Annotated in this window: 21 protein-coding genes; 8 read left to right on the top strand and 13 right to left on the bottom strand. The window is 61.1% G+C overall.

Annotated features, from left to right (window positions below):
• Positions 1–265: 265 nt before the first annotated feature.
• On the bottom strand, positions 266–502 hold the full coding sequence (locus KBY08_RS10260) for a hypothetical protein (protein ID WP_011267642.1): 237 nt from the start codon (positions 500–502) through the stop codon (positions 266–268).
• 156 nt (positions 503–658) lie between these two features.
• Complete coding sequence (gene mqo, locus KBY08_RS10255) at positions 659–2302, bottom strand: malate dehydrogenase (quinone) (RefSeq protein WP_024651478.1); 1644 nt, start codon at positions 2300–2302, stop codon at positions 659–661.
• 890 nt (positions 2303–3192) lie between these two features.
• Between mqo and KBY08_RS10250 the strand changes: the two genes are divergently transcribed.
• The 4 genes from KBY08_RS10250 to KBY08_RS10235 are packed head-to-tail and all read left to right on the top strand — an operon-like array spanning position 3193 to position 8053.
• A complete protein-coding gene (locus KBY08_RS10250; RefSeq protein WP_024638827.1) occupies positions 3193–3873 on the top strand; it encodes a (2Fe-2S)-binding protein in 681 nt (226 codons plus the stop codon).
• Positions 3873–4856: an FAD binding domain-containing protein gene (locus tag KBY08_RS10245; protein ID WP_024651477.1), complete on the top strand. Its 984-nt coding sequence runs from the start codon at positions 3873–3875 to the stop codon at positions 4854–4856. Before KBY08_RS10250 ends, KBY08_RS10245 begins: the two co-directional genes overlap by 1 nt.
• 9 nt (positions 4857–4865) lie before the next feature.
• Entirely contained in the window at positions 4866–7082 is a 2217-nt protein-coding gene (locus KBY08_RS10240) for a xanthine dehydrogenase family protein molybdopterin-binding subunit (protein WP_058398507.1), read from the top strand.
• Between the two features lie 2 nt (positions 7083–7084).
• Complete coding sequence (locus KBY08_RS10235; protein ID WP_225651129.1) at positions 7085–8053, top strand: XdhC family protein; 969 nt, start codon at positions 7085–7087, stop codon at positions 8051–8053.
• Here the strand turns inward: KBY08_RS10235 and KBY08_RS10230 are convergent.
• On the bottom strand, positions 8034–8657 hold the full coding sequence (locus KBY08_RS10230) for an NTP transferase domain-containing protein (RefSeq protein ID WP_129451057.1): 624 nt from the start codon (positions 8655–8657) through the stop codon (positions 8034–8036). The two genes, KBY08_RS10235 and KBY08_RS10230, sit on opposite strands and share 20 nt — an antisense overlap.
• Positions 8658–8798: 141 nt before the next feature.
• Here KBY08_RS10230 and KBY08_RS10225 point away from each other — a divergent pair, with 141 nt between their 5' ends.
• Entirely contained in the window at positions 8799–9383 is a 585-nt protein-coding gene (locus KBY08_RS10225; RefSeq protein WP_024638824.1) for a flavin reductase family protein, read from the top strand.
• Between the two features lie 233 nt (positions 9384–9616).
• On the opposite strand, the gene KBY08_RS10220 is transcribed toward KBY08_RS10225, so the two are convergent.
• On the bottom strand, positions 9617–11008 hold the full coding sequence (locus KBY08_RS10220; protein WP_129451054.1) for an aldehyde dehydrogenase family protein: 1392 nt from the start codon (positions 11006–11008) through the stop codon (positions 9617–9619).
• Positions 11009–11109: 101 nt separating this feature from the next.
• Between KBY08_RS10220 and ptrR the strand changes: the two genes are divergently transcribed.
• Complete coding sequence (gene ptrR, locus KBY08_RS10215) at positions 11110–11985, top strand: putrescine utilization regulator PtrR (protein ID WP_129451050.1); 876 nt, start codon at positions 11110–11112, stop codon at positions 11983–11985.
• Here ptrR and KBY08_RS10210 read toward each other — a convergent pair.
• The gene (locus KBY08_RS10210; protein WP_024659723.1) at positions 11982–13076 is read right to left on the bottom strand and encodes a tartrate dehydrogenase; all 1095 of its coding nucleotides are present in this window, start codon (positions 13074–13076) and stop codon (positions 11982–11984) included. The genes ptrR and KBY08_RS10210 overlap by 4 nt on opposite strands.
• Positions 13077–13200: 124 nt before the next feature.
• On the opposite strand from KBY08_RS10210, the gene KBY08_RS10205 reads away from it, so the two are divergent.
• The gene (locus KBY08_RS10205) at positions 13201–14115 is read left to right on the top strand and encodes a LysR substrate-binding domain-containing protein (RefSeq protein ID WP_024651470.1); all 915 of its coding nucleotides are present in this window, start codon (positions 13201–13203) and stop codon (positions 14113–14115) included.
• A gap of 16 nt (positions 14116–14131) precedes the next feature.
• On the opposite strand, the gene KBY08_RS10200 is transcribed toward KBY08_RS10205, so the two are convergent.
• The 5 genes from KBY08_RS10200 to ribBA form a co-directional block, all read right to left on the bottom strand.
• Complete coding sequence (locus tag KBY08_RS10200; protein ID WP_024659724.1) at positions 14132–15286, bottom strand: ABC transporter ATP-binding protein; 1155 nt, start codon at positions 15284–15286, stop codon at positions 14132–14134.
• A complete protein-coding gene (locus KBY08_RS10195; RefSeq protein ID WP_003405538.1) occupies positions 15283–16098 on the bottom strand; it encodes an ABC transporter permease in 816 nt (271 codons plus the stop codon). Before KBY08_RS10195 ends, KBY08_RS10200 begins: the two co-directional genes overlap by 4 nt.
• 6 nt (positions 16099–16104) lie before the next feature.
• The gene (locus KBY08_RS10190; RefSeq protein WP_104653129.1) at positions 16105–17061 is read right to left on the bottom strand and encodes an ABC transporter permease; all 957 of its coding nucleotides are present in this window, start codon (positions 17059–17061) and stop codon (positions 16105–16107) included.
• Positions 17046–18071 carry an ABC transporter substrate-binding protein gene (locus KBY08_RS10185; protein WP_003405534.1) on the bottom strand — a complete coding sequence of 342 codons (1026 nt, stop codon included), beginning with the start codon at positions 18069–18071 and terminating at the stop codon, positions 17046–17048. Before KBY08_RS10185 ends, KBY08_RS10190 begins: the two co-directional genes overlap by 16 nt.
• 290 nt (positions 18072–18361) lie before the next feature.
• A complete protein-coding gene (gene ribBA, locus KBY08_RS10180) occupies positions 18362–19471 on the bottom strand; it encodes a bifunctional 3,4-dihydroxy-2-butanone-4-phosphate synthase/GTP cyclohydrolase II (protein WP_024638820.1) in 1110 nt (369 codons plus the stop codon).
• A 94-nt stretch (positions 19472–19565) separates the two neighbouring features.
• Here ribBA and KBY08_RS10175 point away from each other — a divergent pair, with 94 nt between their 5' ends.
• Positions 19566–19856, top strand: coding sequence for a DUF1330 domain-containing protein (locus KBY08_RS10175; protein WP_024642548.1), 291 nt, complete (start codon positions 19566–19568; stop codon positions 19854–19856).
• 32 nt (positions 19857–19888) lie between these two features.
• On the opposite strand, the gene KBY08_RS10170 is transcribed toward KBY08_RS10175, so the two are convergent.
• The 3 genes from KBY08_RS10170 to KBY08_RS10160 form a co-directional block, all read right to left on the bottom strand.
• Entirely contained in the window at positions 19889–20452 is a 564-nt protein-coding gene (locus KBY08_RS10170) for an NUDIX hydrolase (RefSeq protein ID WP_032653639.1), read from the bottom strand.
• 1 nt (position 20453) lies between these two features.
• Entirely contained in the window at positions 20454–21206 is a 753-nt protein-coding gene (locus KBY08_RS10165; protein ID WP_003405525.1) for a GntR family transcriptional regulator, read from the bottom strand.
• Positions 21207–21381: 175 nt separating this feature from the next.
• Positions 21382–21867: a flavin reductase family protein gene (locus KBY08_RS10160; RefSeq protein ID WP_003405523.1), complete on the bottom strand. Its 486-nt coding sequence runs from the start codon at positions 21865–21867 to the stop codon at positions 21382–21384.
• Positions 21868–21879 lie beyond the last annotated feature (12 nt).

Raw genomic sequence — 21879 nt, 5'->3', positions numbered from 1 at the left:
CCAGCGGCCCGGATGGACAGCGCAAGAAAATGCGAGGTTGCCGCGAAAGTGCGGCGTGGAGACCTGGACGATGCGCTCTGCTGATACAAGCCAGAGATGGAAGGAAGTAGGCCACCATAACAGGTGCCCGTTGAACGCGTAGCTTTAACTGACTATGTCGGGGAAATGCCTGCAAGTTGGCAGGTGTGGGCCTTTTGAGGCCCTGCCTGCCATTTTTTAGCGAATTATCGGCAAGTGCTGGGTTGCTACAGGCCCGCTTGGGCAATCAGCCCTGGCCGTTCAACTTGCGTTCCAGCTCACGATTCTTTGCGCGAAGCGTTTCGGCATCCTGCTCTTTTTCCTTGATGGACGTCGGGGTGATGACCTTGTCTACGCCTTCGGTTTCGGGGTTTTCCTGCGCAATGTCCTTGCGCACCACATCAACCGGCTTGCCGGACTGGTCTGTCGTTGGCGCGGACTGTACAGGCGTGTGGCTGGAAGGCTTGTCAGTATGCTTGCTCATTGCAGTTCCTCTCTGTGTGTCGTCCTGCTTGGAGGAACGAACGGCGCGAAGAGTTCGACGTGTTTTCATGTCGGCACGGTTTGCGTGAGAAAGCAGCTGCAAAAAAAAGCCCCGCCAGACGAGGTCTGGCGGGGCTTTGCTCAAGCTCTGAAAGCCTTAGAGCGCCATGTCACTGGCTGGATTGCTTTTCGCTGGCTGTGCAGCAGGTGCAGGTGTTGGAGCATTACCTGTCTTGTTCACCGGCGGCGGTGGAGTCAGTTGCAGGACTTCGGCGGTGTAAGCCCATTCCTCGGCAACACGATCCGGATTGTTGTTCAGCTTGGTGCCGTAGCTAGGCACGATCTGGTGCAGTTTTGCCTGCCATTCCGGAGTCGCTACCTTGTCCTTGAAGACTTTCTCAAGTACGCCCAGCATGATCGGCGCTGCAGTCGAGGCGCCTGGCGAAGCACCCAGCAGGCCGGCAATGCTGCCGTCCTTGGAAGCAACGATTTCGGTACCCAGCTTCAGAACGCCGCCTTTCTCTTCGTCACGCTTGATGATCTGTACGCGCTGACCGGCTTGCATCAGGCGCCAGTCTTCTTTCTTGGCGTTCGGGAAGTACTCTTTCAGAGCAGCGAAGCGATCGTCGTCAGACATCATCACCTGACCGGCGAGGTATTCGATCAGCGGGTACTGTTCGATACCGACGCGAGTCATCGGCCACACGTTATGCGTGGTGGTGCTGGTCAGCAGGTCGAAGTAGGAACCGTTTTTCAGGAACTTGGTCGAGAAGGTCGCGAATGGGCCAAACAGGATCACGCGCTTGCCGTCCAGAACACGGGTGTCCAGGTGCGGAACCGACATGGGTGGCGCGCCAGTCGACGCGATACCGTAGGCCTTGCCCATGTGCTGCATGGCCAGGGTCTGGTTGTCAGTGACAAGCCACGAACCGCCGACCGGGAAGCCGCCGTATTCCTTGGCTTCAGGAATACCGGATTCCTGCAGCAGATGCAGCGCTGCACCGCCGGCGCCGATGAACAGGAACTTGGTGTCGGTCTCGGTAACGGTACCGTCTTTCAGGTTCTTGTACTTGACGCGCCAGGTGCCGTCGTCGTTGTGATTGATGTCTTCGACTTCGCTCGACAACTGCAGATTGAAGTTCTGCTTGGCTTTCAGGTTGGCGACGAACTGACGAGTGATCTCGCCGAAGTTGACATCGGTGCCGATCGGGCTCCAGGTCACGGCCAGCTTCTGCGCCGGGTCACGACCTTCCATCATCAACGGGACCCACTTCTTGATCTGCTCGTGGTCTTCGGAGTACTGCATGCCGCTGAACAGCGGGCTGGCTTGCAATGCTGCGTAACGCTTGCGCAGGAACTGGATGTTGTTGTCGCCCCACACGAAGCTCATGTGCGGTGTGGAGTTGATGAACGAACGCGGGTCTTTCAGGACGCCGGTCTTGACCTGCCAGGACCAGAACTGACGGGAGATCTGGAACGCTTCGTTGATCTCGATGGCCTTGGAGATGTCGACGTTGCCGTTCTTGTCTTCAGGGGTGTAGTTCAGTTCGGCGAGCGCCGAGTGACCGGTACCGGCATTGTTCCAGCCGTTGGAGCTTTCTTCGGCAACGCCGTCGAGGCGCTCGACCATTTCCATCGACCAGCTCGGCTCCAGCTCGTTGAGCCAGACAGCGAGGGTTGCACTCATGATGCCGCCGCCGACGAGCAGTACGTCGACTTTCTTGGTTTCAGCCGCCTGCACGGGCATCAGGCCCATGGAAATGGCCAGACCCAGGAGGGCCGTGTTCACTTTCTTAAACATTCTGTCATCCATCTGATAAACGCCATCCGCCGACTACTCCTGGGGAAACGGCCTGTCACATGCATCGAGCCTGCGACAAACACTCGCACCCACGGGGACTAGAGGTGGACATACAAGGCCAATATAATACCGCTCGAGACCTCAATTTATGTCCTGCTGCGCTGACTTCTTATCATCATTGGATTCAGCGTCATGAGTGACATTTGCTCTGTTGGTGCGCTGCGATGCCCGAGGGTCTTGCCCTCTGAGCCACGTGCGAAGACACACCTGGTCAGCCTGTTCACGGAGTCTGGGACGCCGCATCGGAGCATGGAGGCACGCCTGACGCGCAATTTTATGTACGCGTACTGCGCCACATCCTCGGTGGCATACCGGCAAAGACGCGGTATTTTCGCATAATGTGCACCCCGGTTGCGAGGTGCCATCATCAAATTGGCCACGAATGCGTTGATTTAGACACTTCACAGCCTTCCACTGCCTATCTGTATCGGCATTTTCGCCCGGGTCTTTAGCCGTCAGACGGATATGGCCCTCACTCGGTCTGCAACCCGCTCCGAACAACGCGCTCATCCGGCTCCCATGCATTCATGAGCCAGGCTCATAACGGCGTGTGACCTTGGCTGGCTAATCAGCGCGCTGACCTCCTGTTAGGGTCCGTACTCGGCTGTCATGCGGGTGGCGGCAATGTCCGGATACAGACGTCCGTCAAACAGTTGGAACTTTAGTAGCGCATACCAGTTAAACACTTGTAACGGGTGATAGCGTTTTGGCTTTGATTACCCCCTGAAAATAAAGGCAGCACGTCAGTGAGCAGGAGTACGCCCGGGCCGCTGACCACACCATAACGCCCGTCGCTTTACAGCAGCGACGGCTATTACCGAGTGATCCTGATGACCGAACCCAAGAAGCACAAGGAAACTGCTGGCGACAGCAGTACCGTGCAGCCCTCACGCCGAAACTTTCTGAAGTTCGGTGCCTCCGGCATTGCTGCGGCCACGCTGTCTACCTGGATCCCCTCCGACGGCATGCTGCAGGCGGCGCCTCTGGCACCTGCGGCCCCCGTGGTCGAAGACAGTGACGCGCCCGCAGCGGGTGAGCAGCGCATCCAGTTGAAGGTCAATGGCCAAGTTCATACCCTGAACGTGCCGGCCAATGCCGTTCTGCTCGATGTGCTGCGTGACCGCCTGCAACTGACGGGCACCAAGAAAGGCTGCGATCACGGCCAATGCGGCGCCTGCACGTTGTTGGTCAACGGCGTGGCGATCAACTCCTGTCTGTCGATCGCCGTTCAGCACCAGGGCGACAGCATTACCACCATCGAAGGGCTGGCCGAGAACGGCAAGCTGCACCCGGTACAGGAAGCGTTCTGGGAACACGATGCCTACCAGTGTGGTTATTGCACCTCCGGACAGATCATGAGCGCGGTCGCGATTCTCAAGGATCCGAACATTGCGTCCGACGACGCCAGCGTTAGAGAGGCCATGAGCGGCAATATCTGCCGTTGCGGTGCCTACAAGAACATTCTGTCTGCCGTGCAATCTGCGCGCTCGAAAATGGGAGGTGTCGCCTGATGCGAACTTTTGACTACGCTCGCGCCGCTTCGCCCGCGCAGGCTTTCAGCACAGCGTCCGGTGAAGGGCAACGCTTCTATCTGGCCGGTGGCACCACACTGCTGGACCTGGTCAAGCTCGACGTGATGCAACCGCAGCAACTGGTGGACATCAACCATCTGGCGTTGAAGCAGGTCGAGTCGCTGCCCGATGGTCGCCTGCGCATCGGCGCGCTGGTCAGCAATACCGACCTGGCCAGCCACCCGCTGGTGCAGCAGCGCTACCCGGTGTTGTCCGAGGCGATTCTTGCCGGTGCTTCGACCCAATTGCGCAACAAGGCGACCACCGCCGGCAATCTCATGCAGCGTGTACGCTGCCCGTATTTTCGCGATGGTATTTCCGCCTGTAACAAGCGCCAGCCGGGCTCTGGCTGTGCAGCCATTGGCGGGATGAACCGCAGTGTGCACGCAGTGCTGGGCACCAGCGAACACTGCATTGCCACGCATCCGTCAGACATGTGTGTCGGCATGGCGGCCATCGGCGGGCAGGTTACCGTCCAGGGCGCCAACGGCTCGCGGGATATCCCGCTCGCCGACTTTCATTTGCTGCCGGGTGATACGCCAGAGCGCGAACACGCGCTGGCGCCCCATGAGCTCATCACGCATGTGACCCTCGACGCGCCGCTGTCAGGCAGCCGCTCTTCTTACCTGAAGCTGCGCGACCGAACCTCTTACCAGTTCGCCCTGGCATCCAGTGCCGTGATTCTGGTGATGGACGGCAAACGCATTACCGATGCGCGCATTGCGCTGGGCGGCGTGGGCACCAAGCCGTGGCGTGCCCTGGAGGCGGAACGTGCGCTGATTGGTCAGCGTGCCGACCCGGACACCTTTGCGCAGGTCGCAGCGCTGGCGATGAAGGGCTCGCGGGCCTATGAACACAACGCCTTCAAGATCCCCCTGGGTCAGCAGGTCATCGTCCGCAACCTTCGTGACCTCACGGCCTAGGAATTTCTCATGAGCGAAAACATCATTGGTGTGCCGCAGCGTCGTATCGACGGCGGCAAGAAAGTCAGTGGTCAGGCGCGCTATGCCGCAGACCATCCGATGGGCAAGATGCTTTACGCCTATGGCGTCTACAGCACCATCGCCAACGGGCGCGTGCTGGCCATAAAGGATCAGCAGGCCAAGGCGATGCCTGGTGTGGTCGATATCTTTCATCATGACAACTTCCCCACGCTGCACCGTACTCCGAACACCAAACTGAGCTTTGCCAAGATGCTCTCGGCCAGCAAGGCGGACGAGCATCGCCTGCCGTTCGAGGATGACCGTATCTACTACCCTGGCCAGTTTGTGGCCCTGGTGGTGGCCGAGAGCTTCGAGCAGGCGAGGGCGGCGGCCTATCGCGTGACGGTGGATTACGACGAGCGTCCGGCGGTCAAGGACCTTGCCGAAGGCATGCGCGTCAACGGCGCCCGCGATGGCGGTGCCGGGCACAACCGGGGCAACCCGGACAGCGCGTTCGATGGCGCAAAAGTCAAAGTCGACCAGACCTACACCACGCCGGTGGAAGTACACAACCCGATGGAAATGCACGCCAGCACCGCCTGGTGGCAGGACGGCAAACTGTTTGTCTATGAAAGCACCCAGGGCGTGGTCAACCACCGCAACCTGCTGGCCAACGTCTTTGACCTGTCCCCCGACCGGGTGGAAGTGCGCGCGCCCTTCATCGGCTCAGGGTTCGGCGGCAAGCTGTGGCCGTGGCCGCATTCGGTCGCAGCGTGCGCCGCTGCCAAAGTCACCGGGCGACCGGTGCAACTGGTGTTGCCACGTGCGCAGATGTTCACCACGGTGGGCCACCGTCCGGAAACTCGCCAGCGCCTGCGTCTGGCCACCGATGCGAGCGGCAAGCTGGTGTCGATTCGTCACGAGTCGTTCAACAACACCTCGATGCTCGATGACTACACCGAAAACTGCGGTGGCGTGACCAAAAGCCTGTATGCCTGCGATAACGTACTGGTCAGCCACAAGATCAGCCCCATCAACCGCGGTACGCCGACCTCCATGCGTGCGCCGGGCGCGGCACCGGGTCTGTTTGCACTGGAGTCGGCCATTGATGAAATGGCGCTGGCCAGTGGCATGGAGCCTCTGGCATTCCGCAAGCTGAACCTCTCTGACAAGGATCAGAGCGCAGGCCTGTCGTGGTCCAGCAATCACCTGCCTGAAGCCATCGACAAGGCCGCCGAACGGTTTGGCTGGCAGGCACGCAAGGCCGACGTCGGTTCGATGCGCGAAGGCGATGAAATCATTGGTTACGGCATGGGCGCCTGCAATTGGGAAGCCTATCAGGTGCCCACTGATGCGCGGGTCATTCTGCGTTCCGACGGCACGGCTCTGGCTCAGTGCGGCTTGCAGGACATCGGCACCGGCACCTACACCATCGTCGCGCAAACCGTCAGCCAGTTGACCGGCATTCCCATGGAGCGCGTCGAAGTGGAACTGGGCAGCTCGTCGTTCCCGGCAGGCCCGGTGTCCGGTGGCTCGTGGGTCACTGCCAGCGTAATGCCGGCGATTGCCGGCGCCACCCGCGAAGCGTTGCAGAAACTGCGCCAGTACGCCGTCAGCAAGGATGCCGTGTTCGCCGGACAGGACGCCGAAGCGATCAAGGTCGAGAACGGTCAACTGGTCATGGGTGAGCAGCGTGCGAGCTTCGTCGATGTGCTCAATGGCCAGCGTCTGTCGCGTGCCGAGGGCACGTTCCAGAGTGGCATGCCTGAGGCCGGCAAGTACTCATTCCGCTCGTTCGGCGTGCATTTTGTCGAGGTGCGCTGGGACCCGGGCATTTCCAGCCTGCGCGTTTCGCGGGTGGTCAGCGCCATTGACGTGGGCAAAGTGGTCAACCCGCTGGCGGCACGCAATCAGGTGGAAGGCGCGATTGTGATGGGCATCGGCATGGCCTTGTTCGAGGCCGGTGAATACGATCCGCGCAGCGGCATGCCGGTTAATAACAACTACGCCGAGTACGTGGTACCTGTGCATGCGGATCAACCGGACATCGACGTCCTGCTGCTGGATTATCCGGATTACAACCTGGGTGAATTCGGCGCACGAGGTATCGGCGAGATCGGTGTGACCGGGCTGGCCGCAGCAGTGGCCAACGCGGTGTATCACGCGACCGGCAAACGGGTGCGCAGCCTGCCGATCAGCAAGGAAAAACTGATGGCAGGGTTGTAACAATGAAACAGCTTGATTTGCAGGTAGTACAACAGGCGCGTGACTGGCTGGCCAGCGGCAAGGCCGTCTGGCTGTGCACGGTTCTTTCCACGTTCGGCTCGGCCCCACGCGGGCCGGGTGCGATGCTGGTGGCGCTGGGCAGCGGTGAGCATCGCGGCTCTCTGTCGGGTGGTTGCGTGGAAGAGGATTTTCTCGAGCGCGTTGCCGCGGGGCAGTTCGAGCCGGTCAATCAGGTGGTTCGCTATGGCGACGGCGGCTTCGCGCCAACGCGGGCCTTGCCGTGCGGCGGTGTGCTGGATGTGCTGATCGAGTTCATTGCGCCAAAACCTGAGGTCGATGCACATCTGGCGGCCATCGAGCAGGCGCTGGCCGGGCGCGAACTGGTCAGCAGGCAGGTGCACCTGGGCGGTGTGCAGAGAGCGATCGGGCCGGCGACGATGGGCGAGTCGCGTGTGCAGGTCGATGGTGAACGGATCAGCATCCGCATGGGCGCGGTGTATCGTGTGCTGCTCGCCGGGCTGTCGCCGGTGGCAGAGTTCTGCGCCAGTTTTGCCGTTGCGATGGGCTATGAGGTGATCGTCTGTGACCCTCGTGTCGAAGTGACCTCAGGGTTTTCAATGCCAGGTGTCGAGGTGCGTGGCGTGCTGCCTGCGGTGTTCATTGCCGAGGGCGGCTGCCACAGTTCGACGGCCGTGCTGGCGCTGACGCACGATCCGAAGCTGGACGATCTGAGCATGCTCGAGGCGGTACGTACCGAGGCGTTCTACATAGGTGCAATGGGCTCGATGCGCACCAGCAGCAAACGTCTGGAGCGTCTGGGGCGGATTGGCGGGCTGGACGCTCAGGTCCTGGACCGGATCCACGCGCCGATCGGCCTGAACCTGGGCAGCAAGACGCCTTCCGAGATCGCCATTGCGGTGATGGCTGACATCCTGCGGGTGGCCAACGGCGTCAGTCGTGCCGAGGTGTGAGGTGTTGCCGGCAGGCTTCCGCCAGCGCTGAAGGGGTGTCGGCGTCGCGCAGGATGCCAGGGTCATCGCAATGCAGTAGGTCACACGCCTCGGGGTTATTCATGATCAGGGCCTTCGCGCCCTGATCGCCTTCCAGTTTCAGCAGTGCCGGCCAGAATCGTCGACCGATGATCACCGGGTGGCCACGCTGGCCTTCATGCATTGGCAGGACGATGCGCTGGGGATCGGCCATTCTGGCCAGGTCATGCAGGGTCTGCGGCTGTATCCAGGGCATGTCCGCAAGAACAACGGCAACCGCATCGGCAGAGGAGTCCATCACTGCCGCAACGGCGCTCGCCAGGCTGTGGCCCATCCCCAGTTCGGCCTGTTCGCTGCGGATGATCGTGATGTTCGAGGCAACCCCCAGCGCATCCGCCTGGTCATCAGGGCGCAATATCAACGCCGTTTTGGCGAATGCGTCTTGCGCGTTTTCCAGGCTTGCCGTCAGCAGGGTCCGCCCGCACGGCAGAAGCGCCTGCCGCTTGTCACCGGCAAAGCGCCTGCTGCGGCCGGCTGCGAGGACCAGGGCGAACACTTCGGGGATCTGGCTGTCTATGCTGCTCAATCCGAAACCTTATGACTGGGTGAAAGGAGAGGGCGCGTGCGGTTTGCGCGGCGCACCCTGCAGTTCTGCCGATGCACGCACAATGCCTTATTTCGCTGCCTTGCCGGTAGCGGCACGAATCATGTTTTTCGAGGGTTTCAAGTGGACAATCATATTCGTCCTGTCGAGCTGGAAAAAGCCTACCGTTTGCTCAACCACGGGCCGACCGTGCTGGTCTCATCCAGCCACGAGGGCACGCATAACGTCATGGCTGCGGCCTGGGCCTGTGCGCTGGACTTCTCGCCACCGAAGGTGACGCTGGTCATCGACAAGATGACCAAGACCCGCGGACTGGTGGAGAAGAGCGGCTACTTTGCCCTGCAGGTACCCAATCTGGATCAATTGCAGATGACCTTCGACGTCGGCACCCAGAGCAAGGTCTTCACTCCGGACAAGCTGGACAAGGCCAATGTGGACCTGTTTCGCATCGACGGGCATGACTCGCCGCTGGTGGCCGGATGTTCGGCCTGGCTGATCTGCAAGGTCATTCCCGAGCCGCACAATCAGCAGACCTACGACTTGTTCATCGGTGAAGTCGTCGGCGCCTGGGCTGACAACCGCGTGTTCAACGACGGGCACTGGGAATTCGAAAAGGCCGACCCGAAATGGCGCAGCCTGCATTACGTCGCGGGCGGGCATTTCTATACGATCGGTGAGCCTGCGGTGGTGGATACGGGCGACGAGTAATCGCGATGTCTGGCCCTGACGATCCTCGCCGACCGTAAGGGCCTCTTCGTGAGCAAGCTCACTCCCACACAAGCACACTCATTGCTCCCACAGATGGCTCGGGTGGTAGCGAGCGTGCTGGCGAAGGGGGACTGACTGATCAGTCAATACTCAGCGGCTACACCTGCTCCTTGGTGAGCAACGCGAATCGCCATCCCGGCCAGTCCCGCAAGGGCTTTGTATCTTCTGCACCCTCAGTGACGATCCCGCCACACAGTCTGTGCATTGCAGAACTCGCGTACTCCGAAGTGCGACAGCTCACGGCCAAAACCGCTTTTCTTCACACCACCAAAGGTCACGCGCGGGTCTGAAGCGCTGTAGCCGTTGATGAACACACCGCCGGTTTCCAGTTCCTCGGTCATGCGCTCGGCCAGTTGCAGGTCGCGGGTATAAACCGTCGCGGTCAGGCCGAAATCACTGTCATTGGCCAGCTCCAGAGCGTGCTGCGCGTCGCGGGCGGTGATGATCGACGCAACCGGCCCGAACAGCTCCTGCCTGAACGAAGTCATCCGGTCGGTGACGTCACCGAGCACGGTCGGCTCGTAATAATTGCCCTGGCCTTCAGCTTTTTTGCCGCCCAGCAACAGCGTGGCGCCTTCGGCGAGCGTGTCCTGCACCTGGGCATCCAGCTCGTCGCGCAGATCGAAGCGCGCCATGGGGCCAATGTAGGTTTCGCCGGAAAGAGGATCGCCCGTTACCAGTTGACGCGTTTGCTCGACGAACCTGCGGGTGAACTCCTCGACCACGCCTTGCTCGATGATCAGACGCTTGGCCGCTGCACAGACCTGCCCGGTGTTCTGGAAGCGGCCAATCACCGCGGCCTTCACAGCCTGATCCAGGTCCGCATCATTGAGCACGATGAACGGGTCGGAGCCGCCCAGTTCCAGCACGCACTTCTTCAGTGCCGCACCGGCCTGGGCGCCGATGGCCTGGCCGGCACGCACGCTGCCGGTCAGAGTGACAGCTGCGATGCGCGGGTCGGCAATGGCGTTTGAAACGCCTTCCGGGGTCACGTTGATGACCTCGAACACACCCTCCGGGAAGCCGGCACGCTTGAAGGCGCCGAGCATCAGGTAAGCGCAGCCCATTACGTTGGGCGCGTGCTTGAGCACATAGGTGTTACCGGCCAGCAGGGTCGGAATCGCGCCGCGCAGCACTTGCCAGACCGGAAAATTCCACGGCATTACCGCGAGAATCGGGCCCAGCGGACGGTACTCGATCCGCGCCTTGTCATGCTCGACCTGAGTTGCTTCGGCCACCAGCATCGCCGGGCCTTGTGCCGCGTACCAGTCGCACAACTGGGCGCATTTCTCGATCTCGCCTCGGGCCTGGGCAACGGGCTTGCCCATTTCCTGGCTGATCATGCGGGCAATGTTTTCGACGTCATCGCGCAGGGCCTGGCCCATGGCGACGATCAGTTGCGCACGTTGCTGAACCGGCGTGCGCTTCCAGCCGGCAAAACCGGCAGCCGCACGCGACAGGCTTTGATCCAGCGCGGCGGCGGATTCGAAGGCATAGTGGCCGATCTGCTCGCCGGTGGCAGGGTTGATCGAGATTGCATGGGTGTTGCTGGTGACAGTAGTCATTGCGCCATCCTGTTGAGGTGGAAGTGGGACCAGAATATAGGCGTGCAATGCTTTCTAAAACTGAATAATAATGAGCGTAACGTTCATGTTTGGAGAATGATATGGATCTGGTTCAGCTGGAGATCTTCAAGGCAGTGGCTGAACACGGCAGCATCAGCGCCGCCGCGCAGCACATCCACCGGGTGCCCTCGAACCTGACCACGCGCATCAAGCAGCTGGAGCAGGATCTGGGCGTCGACCTGTTCATTCGCGAGAAGCACCGCTTGCGCCTGTCTCCTGCAGGCTGGAATTTTCTCGACTACACGCGACGCATCCTGGATCTGGTGCAGGAAGCGCGCTCCGCCGTTTCCGGGGAGGAGCCACAGGGGCCTTTTGCACTGGGCTCGCTGGAAAGCACGGCTGCGGTCAGGATTCCTGCGCTGCTGGCCGCCTACAACCAGCAGAACGTCAAGGTCGAGCTGGACCTGTCCACCGGCCCGTCCGGAACCATGATCGACGGCGTGCTGGCCGGTCGACTGGTGGCTGCGTTCGTCGACGGGCCGGTGCAGCATCCGTCGCTCGACGGCGTGCCGGTCTTCGAAGAGGAAATGGTCATCATCGCGCCGCTCAATCATGCGCCGGTCAAGCGCGGGCGGGATGTCAGCGGAGAGAGTCTCTATGCGTTTCGTGCCAATTGCTCGTACCGCCATCATTTTGAACGCTGGTTCACCGATGACGCGGCAGTGCCGGGCAAGATCCACGAAATGGAGTCCTACCACGGCATGCTCGCCTGCGTCAGCGCCGGTGCCGGGCTGGCGCTGATGCCGCGCAGCATGCTGGAAAGCATGCCCGGCTGCGCCACGGTCAGTATCTGGCCGTTGTCCGAGAAGTTTCGCTACCTGCACACCTGGCTGATCTGGCGCCGGGGCACGGTGTCGCGCAGCCTGGCCCGCTTTGTCGAACTCCTGGAACAGCGCAGCGAACCGGCGAACGTTTAACGGCCTGCAGAAACCCGCTCGGCAATCGCCGCACCCACGTGCTGAGTCGAAAGCGTGCCGCCCAGATCCGGCGTGACGTCGCCGTTGGCGATCACTTGCTCGATGGCGGTGATGATCTCGTCATGGGCCGCGGTGAAACGCTGATCGCCCTGGCCGAGGAATTCGAGCATCAGCGCCCCTGACCAGATCATCGCGATCGGGTTGGCGATGTTCTGGCCGAAGATGTCCGGGGCCGAGCCGTGGACCGGTTCGAACAGCGACGGGAAGTGGCGCTCGGGGTTGAGGTTGGCTGACGGCGCAATGCCGATGGTGCCTGCGCACGCCGGGCCGAGGTCGCTGAGGATGTCGCCGAACAGGTTGGACGCCACCACCACGTCGAAGCGCTCGGGTTGCAGCACGAAACGGGCGCAGAGAATGTCGATGTGTTGCTTGTCCCAGCTGATGCCGGGGTACTGGCTGGCCATCGCTTCGGTGCGTTTGTCCCAGTACGGCATGCTGATAGCCATGCCGTTGGATTTGGTCGCCGAGGTAACGTGCTTGCGCTCGCGTTTGCTGGCCATCTCGAAGGCGAACTTGAGAATGCGGTCAACGCCGCGACGGGTGAACACCGATTCCTGCAACACGAATTCGTTGTCGGTGTTTTCGAACATGATCCCGCCCAGCGACGAGTATTCACCTTCGGTGTTTTCCCGGACCACGACAAAGTCGATGTCGCCCGGTTTGCGATTGGCCAGCGGGCAGGGCACGCCGGGAAACAGCCGCACCGGGCGGATATTTGCGTACTGATCGAATTCGCGGCGAAACTTGAGCAGCGATCCCCACAGCGAGATGTGATCGGGAACCTTTTCCGGCCAGCCCACGGCGCCGAAGAAGATCGAGTCAAAGCCCTTGAGCTGTTCGAACCAGTCGTCTGGCATCATTTTGCCGTGCTTCAGGTAGTAATCGCAGCTGGCCCATTCGAAGTATTCGAACTCCAGTTCCAGCCCGTGCCGTGCGGCGGCGGCCTGCACCACGCGCACTCCTTCGGGCAGCACCTCCAGGCCGATGCCGTCACCGGCGATGGCAGCGATACGCAGTTTCTTGTTGTTCATGGTGGCGCTCTCTCTGAATCGATCCATTGCGGGTGTGCAATCAATGAGTTGCACAGACCATCCATGCTATAAGCGCACGATATAAAGATAATCAGCTGATTAATGGACTGAGAAAACACGAATCGTGAATAAATATCCCAGCCTCGATGATTTGAATGTGTTCGTTCATGTGGCCCGGCGTTCAAGCTTCGTCGGGGCTGCGGATGAGCTGGGCATGTCCGCGGCCTACGTCAGCAAACGTATTCGTTTGCTGGAGCAGGGTATGGGTGTGGTGTTGCTGCACCGCTCGACCCGGCAGGTGTCGATTACCGAAGATGGCGAGCGCGTCTACGAGTGGGCCAAGGGCATGCTCGATTCAGTGCAGCAGATGGGTGACGAAGTGGCGGCGCTGCACGGCGAGCCGAGTGGCTTGTTGCGGGTCGTCAGCAGTCAGGGCTTTGGCCGCCGTTTCGTCGCGCCTGCGTTGTCGGAGCTGGCGGCGCGTTATCCGAAGCTGGATATCCGCCTGGACATTCAGGACCGGCTGGTCGATCTGATCGAGGAGGGCGTCGATCTGGATATCCGCGTCGGCAACGAAATCGCCCCGCACCTGCGCGCCAGGCATCTGGCCAACAACTGGCGGGTTCTGTGCGCGAGCCCCGGCTACCTCGACGTTCATGGCACGCCGCTTAATCTTGGTGAGCTGGCCAATCACGATTGCCTGGTGATCAAGGAGCGCGACCGGCCATTCGGCATCTGGCACCTCAACGGGCCGCAGGGTGCCGAAACCGTCAAGGTGACCGGCAGCCTGTCTACCAACCACGGCGAAATCGCCCGTCAGTGGTGCCTGGACGGGCGCGGGGTGTTGCTGCGTTCGCTATGGGATGTGCGCACTGACCTGGCCGAGGGCCGGCTGGTTCAGGTGTTGCCGGATTACCGCCAGGATGCAGACATCTGGGCGGTGCATACCTCGCCGCTGATGAGTTCGGCCAAGGTCCGCGTCACGGTGGAGTTTCTGCGCGACTACCTTGCCCTGCATCCTTCACCGGTCAACCATTGAGGCACGCAACGCCCTGTCAGTGGGTGCCGGCTGCCTTGTTCAGGTCGCTGTCGCTCCACTCGGTGTAGATGCACGCGTCTGCGGCCGCCCAGCGCACGCGCACCGGGTCGCCCGCCTTGAGCGACATGCCGTTCGCAGAAAGCGCTTTGACCGTCATGGCAGTGCCTCCGGCTGAGACCACCGAGCATGTCTGGCTCTCGCCGAGAAAAAGCACTTCAGTAACCGTGGCGTTTACCTCGTTCCAGCCTGCTTCAAGCGGCATGGCCGCTGCCTGGGACACGCTCAGCGCCTGGGCTTTCTCCGGGCGCACCATGAGCAGCACCTCCTGATCGGTCTTCAGCCCTGCGGTCAGGCGAATCGCCAGTGTGCTGCCTTCGAAGGTCGCCACGGCATTGCCCTGGGCCTTGAGCCTGAGGAAGTTCGAGTTGCCGAGAAACGAGGCGACGAAGGCATTCGGCGGATCCTGATACAGGTCATAGCCCGAGCCCAGACCGACGATCTTGCCATGGCTGAAAATGGCGATGCGCTGTGACAGGCGCATGGCTTCTTCCTGATCATGGGTTACGTAAACGATGGTGATGCCCAGCCGGCGATGCAACTGGCGCAGTTCGTCCTGCAGGTCTTCGCGCAGCTTCTTGTCCAGTGCGCCCAGAGGCTCGTCCATCAGCAGGATGCGCGGCTCGTAAACCAGCGCTCGGGCGATGGCGACCCGCTGCTGCTGGCCGCCTGACAGTTGCGACGGGCGCCGATGAGCAAAGGCTTCCAGCTGAACCAGCTTGAGCATCGCATCGACTTTCTTCTCGCGCTCGGCCGCAGGCAGCTTGCGGATCGCCAGCGGGAAGGCAATGTTGTCGCGTACCGACAGGTGCGGGAACAGCGAGTAGCGCTGAAACACCATGCCGATGTCGCGCTTGTGTGGCGGCACATTCACCAGCGATTTGCCACCCACCAGAATCTCGCCCGAGCTGGGCGTTTCGAAGCCGGCGAGCATCGACAGCGTGGTGCTTTTTCCCGAGCCGCTGGAGCCCAGGAAGGTCAGGAATTCGCCGTCCTGGATGTCCAGGGAAATGTCGTCGACGGCGGCGAAATTTCCATAGTGCTTGTTCAGATTACACAGGCTGACCAGTGTGTTGTGTGGCTGATGGGCGGGGTCTTTGATCACGGCACTCATGACGTACTCCTGGCTTCGTTGCGGCGACGCAGGGTCGCGGCGATGAACATGATCAGCACCGACAGGGCGATCAGCAGCGTTGAGGCGACGGCGATGACCGGCGTCAGGTCCTGACGCAGGGTGGTCCACATTTTCACGGGAAGGGTTTGCAGGGTCGGGCTGGCCATCATCACGCTCAGCACCACCTCGTCCCACGACACCAGGAACGCGAACAGCGCGCCGGCCATCATGCCCGGCCGGATCCCGGGAAAGGTCACCTTGTAGATGGCCTGCAAGCGTGAAGCGCCGCAGATGACCGCAGCATCCTCGATGGACTGGTCGAACAGCTTCAGCGAATTGATGATCGAGATGATGGTGAACGGCAACGCGACGATCACATGGCTGACGACGAAGGAAAACAATGTGCCGGTGTAACCGAGCTTGAGAAACAGCGCGTAGACCGCGACGGCGATGATCACCAGCGGCACGATCATCGGCAGTGTGAAGACGCCGTACAGAAAATCACGCCCCGGAAACCGGCCACGCACCAGTGCGAACGCGGTGGGCAGGCCCAGCGCCACCGAGGCGAGGGTGGTCAGGATCGCGACCTTGAAGCTGGACATGGCCGCGGCCATCCAGTCCGGGTTGGAAAAAAACTGCTGATACCACTTCAGCGTCCAGCCGGGCGGCGGGAACACCAGCCACTGCGAGGAACCGAACGACAGCAGGACGATGAACAGGATCGGCAGCAACAGGAACAGCGCGATCAGGGCGGTGGTCAGGTACAGGCCCGTACGCAAGCCGGGGCTCATGGCATTGGGTGTCAGGAGCATGGCGGTTTACCTCGCGTTGCTGGCGCCGACCGGTGATTCCGGCTGGAGCTTCAGGTAGAAGTAGAACAGCACCAGCGTGATCAGCACCAACAACGCAGCGGCGGCACTGGCCAGCCCCCAGTTGAGGAACGACTGCACCTGCTGGACGATGAATTCGGGCAGCATCATGTTCTGCGCGCCGCCGAGCAGTGCCGGGGTGACGTAGTAACCGAGTGACATGACAAACACCATCAGGCCTCCGGAAAACAGCCCCGGACGGCACAGTGGCAGAAACACTCTGAAGAAATTGCTCCAAGGGCTGGCACCGCAGATCGAGCCCGCCTGCAGCACCATGGGATCGATGGCCTGCATGGTCGCCTGCAATGGCAGGACGATGAACGGAATCATGATGTAGCTCATGCCGATCACCACACCGGTCAGGTTGTGCACCATTTCCAGCGGTTGATCGATGATACCCATGGCCATCAAGGCCTTGTTGACGACCCCGGAGGCCTGCAACAGCACCAGCCACGAATAGGTGCGGGCCAGCAGGCTGGTCCACATCGACAGCAGCACGATATTGAGAATCCAGCGGCCCCAGCCGCGCGGCACCAGGGTGATCACCCAGGCGAGCGGAAAGCCCAGCAGCAGGCTGAACAGCGTCACCAGACCGGCTACGGAAAAGGTATTGAGCAGCACCCGCGAGTAGGCCGAGTTGGCAAACAGTTGCTCATAGTTGCCAAGGCCCGGCACCGGCTCAAGCACGCCGCGCAGCAGTAGAGCAATCAGCGGCGCGAAGAAGAACAGTCCGAGGAAGATCAGCGCCGGAAGCAGATTGCGGCTGCCACGCCAGCGCTGTGCGAGGGAAGGGGATGGCGGCATGCCCGGCGCCTTCTGGCTGGCCGCGCCAGCGGGGCTGGAAGCACCCCCGGCCGGCATGGATTGACGAGGAGCAACCGCTGTCATCTTTACTTGACCAGCCATTCGTTCCACCGTGTCGCAATATCAGCGCCGTTCTTGGCCCAGTATGCGAAGTCGAGAGTGATTTGATCGGCAACGTGCGCGGTCGGCAGGTTAGGTGCCAGCGTAGAGTCCAGGCGCGCAACGCTCTGGGTATTGACCGGGGCATAGGCACTCAGGTTGGAGAAGTCTGCCTGGCCTTTGGCGCTGGTCGCGTTGGCGATGAATTTCATCGCGGCGTCCTTGTTTTTTGCACCCTTGGGTACGACCAGAAAGTCAGCCATGACCAGGTTCTGCTTCCAGCTCACCCCCACCGGGGCGCCATCCTGCTGCAGGGCGTAGACCCGGCCGTTCCACATCTGCCCCATCGACACTTCGCCGGAGGCCAGCAGTTGCTGGGACTGCGCACCGCCGCCCCACCAGACGATGTCCTTCTTGATGGTGTCGAGTTTCTTGAAGGCGCGGTCGAGGTCCAGCGGGTAAAGCTTGTCGGGCGCTACACCATCGGCCAGCAGGGCCAGTTCCAGCACGCCGGGGCTTGGCCACTTGTACAGCGCGCGCTTGCCCGGGTAGGTCTTGGTGTCGAACATCGCGGCCCAGTCGCCAGGCGCCTTGCCGCCGACTTTACTTTCGTTGTAGCCGAGCACGAAGGAGAAGAAGAACGAACCGGCACCGTGGTCAGTCACGAAGCGCTTGTCGATCTCATCGCGTTTGATGGCGCTGAAGTCCAGAGGCTCCAGCAGGCCTTCGCTGGCGGCGCGCAGGGCGAAGTCGGCTTCGACATCGACAACGTCCCACTGCACGTTACCGCTTTCGACCATGGCCTTGAGTTTGCCGTAGTCGGTAGGACCATCCTGCACGACGGTGATGCCGCTGGCCTTGCTGAATGGAGCCGCCCAGGCCTCCTTCTGGAAGTCCTGCGTGGAGCCTCCCCAGCTCACAAAGTTGACGCTCTCGGCGGCAATAGCGGCGACACTCGAGAAAGCCAGCACGCCAGCGGCCAGGACTGCTGTTGCACGTTTGTTCAACACCATTTTTACGCCCTCATTTGTTGTGTTTTGAGCGGGCTTTTCTTGCCCGCGTAATCGGGAGCAGTAGGTCCAATGGGCCTTGAAACCTTGTACAGGTCAGGTGCTGTTATTAGTGCTGTCCCTTGTCGGGCGCGTCTGACCAGATCTTGTATTTATGGAATGTCATATTATGGTATTCCAAACTTTCTGCAAGCGTTTTGCCCTCTCAAAACGCCTTCATGGTCCGGTTTCCGGTCAGCGCCTGTGGTTGCAGGCGGCGGATTATCGGGCTCGCGTGACGAGTTTTTGCCTGGTCAGCCGGGAAACGGAATACTTTCAATCACTTCCAGATCGTAGCCGGTCAACCCTGCGTATTTCAGTGGCGGGCCGAGGTGGCGCAGCTTGCCGACGCCCAGGTCCTGCAAGATCTGTGCGCCCGTACCGACCTCGGAATAAATGCGCGATTGCGAGCGGGTGTATTGACGGGGTGGCTGGGTGAGTTGCGGGATGCGCTCCAGCAGCGCCTGGGACGATTCGTGATTGGCCAGCACCACTACCACACCGTGACCTTCCTGTGCGACACGTTGCAGGGCGGCCCAGAGTGTCCAGTTGGCAGGCCCGTTGTATTCGGCGCCGACCAGGTCGCGCAGCGGGTCGACCACATGCACGCGTACCAGCGTGGCGGCGTCGCGCCGGATGTCGCCCATCACCATGGCCATGTGCACGCCACCTTCGATGCGGTCTTCGTAGCTGAACAGACGGAAGGTGCCGTGCACGGTCGGCAGTTCGCGCTCGCCAATCCTGACGATGGTGTGTTCGGTGCTCAGGCGGTAATGGATCAGGTCGGCGATGGTGCCGATACGGATGTCGTGCTTTTTGGCGAACACTTCCAGGTCGGGTCTTCTGGCCATGCTGCCGTCATCATTCATCACTTCAACGATGACCGACGCTGGCGTGAAACCGGCCAGCCGGGCCAGGTCGCAGCCCGCTTCGGTATGCCCGGCGCGGGTCAGCACGCCGCCGTCGCGAGCGCGCAATGGAAAGATATGGCCCGGCTGCACCAGGTCCTCCGGTACCGCGTGCGGGTTGACGGCGGCCTGCACGGTACGCGCACGATCTGCCGCGCTGATGCCGGTGGTCACACCCGTCGTCGCCTCGATGGATACCGTGAACGCGGTGGCGAATACGCTGCCGTTGCTGGGCACCATCTGTTCCAGGCCCAGACGCTGACAGTGCTCGTCGGTCAGCGTCAGGCAGATCAGACCGCGCGCTTCGCGAGCCATGAAGCTGATTGCCTGCGGCGAACAGCAGTCGGCGGCGAGTAGCAGATCGCCTTCGTTTTCCCGGTCTTCGTCGTCGACCAGCAACACCATCTTGCCCTGGCGGTAGTCTTCAATGATGTCTTCGATGCGATCGAACGCCATAGTCAGTTTCCCGGTTTTATGGGTGGATGAATCGTGGTATACCATAAGACAGAATATTTCACAGATTGCCTATCAATGAAACAGTGAGATCGCGATGAAAGCCTATTGGATTGCACACGTTGATGTGACCGACCCCCAGCAGTACAGCCAATACACCCAGCGCGCCCCGGCGGCTTTCGAGCTGTTCGGTGGCAGGTTCCTGGCGCGCGGCGGGCGTTCCGAGGCGCTTGAAGGGCGCGGCACGCCGCAGCGCACGGTGATTATCGAATTTGAATCCTACGAAAAGGCGCTGGCCTGTTATCAGTCGCCCGAGTATCAGAATGCGATGAGCCACAGGCAGGGCGCTTCCAAGGCCGAGATCGTGATCGTCGAGGGGCAGTTTTAGGCGTTCAGTGGCGAGCTGAAAGCTTCAGGCGTTCACCGGATAAAGTGCACCTTGCCGGTGTCGTCGTTGCCGATATAAATACCGTAGACACCGGCCTGACGTTCTTCGATATAGCGTTCCAGTATCTGCCGGATAGCGGGGTAATAGATGCTGTCCCACGGTATGTCTTCGGCGGCGAAGAATCTGTAGTCCAGGGTTTCCGGGCCGAACTGGCCGGTCACCTCCAGCGCGATGGCACGGAACACGATGTAGACTTCGCTGATGCGCGGCACGCTGAAAATGGAGTAGGGCGAAAGAATCTCGGCGCGTACACCGGTTTCTTCCCAGACTTCACGCAGCGCCGCCTGCTCGGTGGTTTCACCGTTTTCCATGAAACCGGCAGGCAGCGTCCAGGTGCCGGGGCGCGGCGGGATGGCACGCTGGCAGAGCAGGTACTTGCCTTCCTGCTCGATGATGCAACCCGCGATGATCTTCGGGTTGACGTAGTGAATGTACTGACAGCCGCCACAGACCAACCGCACATGCGTATCGCCCGACGGCACACGCTTAACCAGATCAGCGCTACCGCATTGGGGACAGAAGCGCGGTGTGGCCATTTCAGCGACCTATGCGAGGTTCTTTCAGCGCGACGGGGGCGACGATGTCACGGACTTTGCTGACTTCGTCCTGCTTGGATTTGAGGTATTCCAGCGCCACGCGTGCGGCGTTGCGTACGTGATCGACCGACGCCTGATGCGCGGCCAGCGGGTCGCCGCTCTTGATCGCTTCGACCATGAGCTCCATTTCCTTGTTGCTGGCACCGCGGCGGTTTTCCTGGGATACCGAGGTGGCGCGCAGGTAGCTGATGCGCGCCTGCAACTGGCGTAGCTGGGTCGCGGCCACATGGTTGCCCGAGCCTTCCAACAGTACATCGTAGAAACCCTGGACCGAGTCGATCACCTGCTGCAGTTCGCCTTCCTTGAGCGCCTGACGATTTTCCTCCAGGGCTTTTTCCAGTGCGCGAATGTCCTTGGGTTTGGCCCGCAGGGTAAACAGCTGAACGATCAGGCCTTCGAGCACGCAGCGCAGCTCGTAGATATCGCACGCGTCAGCCAGCGTGATGATGGCAACGCGCGGGCCCTTGGCATCGGCGAACTCGACCAGACCTTCGGATTCCAGGTGGCGCAGTGCTTCGCGCACCGAGGTGCGGCTCACGCCGAGGCGGTCACACAGATCACGCTCGACCAGACGGTCACCCGGCAGCAGCTGAAAGTTCATGATTGCGCTGCGCAGCTTGTCCAGCACGATCTCGCGCAGCGTGACGGGGTTGCGGTTGACCTTGAAGGTGTCGTCGAGAGGCAGGCGTTTCATCGGGTGTGCTCGGAATGGGGCTGTCAAAGTAAAAACGTGACTGGAAATAAAGTCTCGCTCATGTCGGCAACCCGCACACTGCGCGGGCTGCTGCATGGCCCGGACGGATGAACCCGGGTCGCGGCCGAGTTTATCACGCCCGTGCCTGCAACCACCAAAACCGCCCTGCGCCGCCTCAGACGATGGCCGGCAGTGCGCCCATCTTGCCCCGGTGATAGACCATCGGTGTGACCGGCGTCGCGGGCAGGATCAGATTTTTTACCGCGCCGACAATGATCGCGTGATCGCCGCCGTCGTATTCGCGCCACAGTTCACACTCGATGATCGCTGTGGAGTTGCCCAGCAGCGGGTTACCCAGCTCGCTCAACTGCCACTCGATGCCCTTGGTCTTGTCCTTGCCCTTGCTGGCAAACGCATAGGCTTCTGTCTGCTGATCGGCAGACAGCAGGTGAATCGCGAATTTCCTGCTGTCGCGCAACACCGGGTAAGTGTCCGATTCGTAGTTGGGGCAGAACAGCACCAGTGCCGGGTCGATGGACAGCGCGCTGAATGCGCTGGCAGTAATGCCGACCAGATTGCCCTCAGGGTCCAGGGTGGTGACGATGGTCACGCCCGAAGGGAATGACGCCATGACTTCTTTGTAAATACCGGGTTCTATCATCGCAGCGGCCTC

This window comes from Pseudomonas sp. P135 (assembly GCF_020312125.1).
GTDB lineage: Bacteria > Pseudomonadota > Gammaproteobacteria > Pseudomonadales > Pseudomonadaceae > Aquipseudomonas > Aquipseudomonas fragariae.
The sequence above is the reverse complement of the archived record's forward strand: the minus strand, read 5'-3'. Positions and strand labels throughout refer to the sequence as shown.